Origin of the sequence: Clostridium sp. AF28-12 (genome assembly GCF_003435225.1) — a bacterium.
Lineage (GTDB): Bacteria > Bacillota > Clostridia > Lachnospirales > Lachnospiraceae > Pilosibacter > Pilosibacter fragilis.
Genome location: NZ_QWGJ01000065.1, coordinates 1 through 1,183, shown reverse-complemented (window position 1 = coordinate 1,183; position 1,183 = coordinate 1). Strand labels below are relative to the sequence as shown.

Below are 1,183 nucleotides of genomic sequence, written 5' to 3'. Positions count from 1 at the left end.
CCATCCATAACTGCCAGCTCGTCCTGGCTCATCAGCTCTTTTCCCAATTTCTGATAGTTGAGCGAGTGGGAGGTCTCCCGTCCCCGGCTCTCTCCGGTGTTGTAAGTGTCTATGGTCTCCTTTCCCAGAACAGCCGCCAGCTCTTTCAGCGTTGTTGGCTCTTTGCCACCCAGGAAGATGGAAGTATCCATATTGCCGATGATGGTATCGGCATTATCTTTGTAAATTGCCTTGAGCTGGCTCTGTGCCTGCAACACCAGACAGGCAGAGATTTCACGGCTTCGGATGGTGGCCACCAGCTTTTCCAGCTTCGGAATCTGCCCGATGTTGGCACACTCATCAATCAGACAGCGCACATGAACCGGAAGCCTGCCGCCATACACATCGTCGGCCTTTTCACAAAGCAGGTTGAATAACTGGGTGTAGCACATGGAAATGAGAAAGTTAAAACTGTCATCCGTATCACTCATAATGAGGAACAGAGCCGTTTTTCTGTCTCCCAGCGTATCCAGTTCCAACTCATCGTAGGATGTAACCTCGCGCAGCTCCGCAATATCAAATACGGCAAGACGCGCACCGCAGGAAATCAAAATCGACTTAGCGGTTTTGCCGGCTGCCAGCTTATATTTCTTATACTGCCGCACTGCGAAGTGGTTTGGTTTTTCCGATTCCAGTGCATCAAACATCAGGTCTACAGGATTTTTGAACTCCTCGTCATCCTCCCGGACTTCCATGGCGTTGATGAACTCGATGAGGGTGGAGAAGTTTTGCTCCTCCACCGGAGCTTCATAGTGGATATATCCAATCAATGCGCAATACAGCAATGTTTCCGCCTTGACCCAGAAATCGTCTCCGGCCTTGCCCTCGCCTTTGGTATTAGCGATCAGCGTTGTCACCAGCTTCAAAATATCCTTTTCCGAGTGGATGTATGCAAAGGGGTTATAGTGCATGGACTTCTTGAAGTTGATGGTATTTAGGACCTTGATTCGGTACGGCTCATAAATGACCTTGCCGTGCTTATCCTTCATGGGCTTTCCGTCCTTCCCCAGCTTGGGCGCACCCCTTTGGAGCATTTTTCCGCACTCCACCAGAATTGTTCCCTTCGGGTCCGTCACAACATAGGAGCTGTGCATCTGCATTAGGTATGAGGTAGGCACCCTGCGCCTTGCTGACTTTCATCAGT

1 pseudogene is annotated in these 1,183 nt (G+C 50.3%); it reads right to left on the bottom strand.

What is annotated here, in order from left to right:
- Positions 1-1,142, bottom strand: a pseudogene (locus DWY93_RS16780) (type IV secretory system conjugative DNA transfer family protein); the annotation flags it as partial.
- Positions 1,143-1,183: the final 41 nt, after the last annotated feature.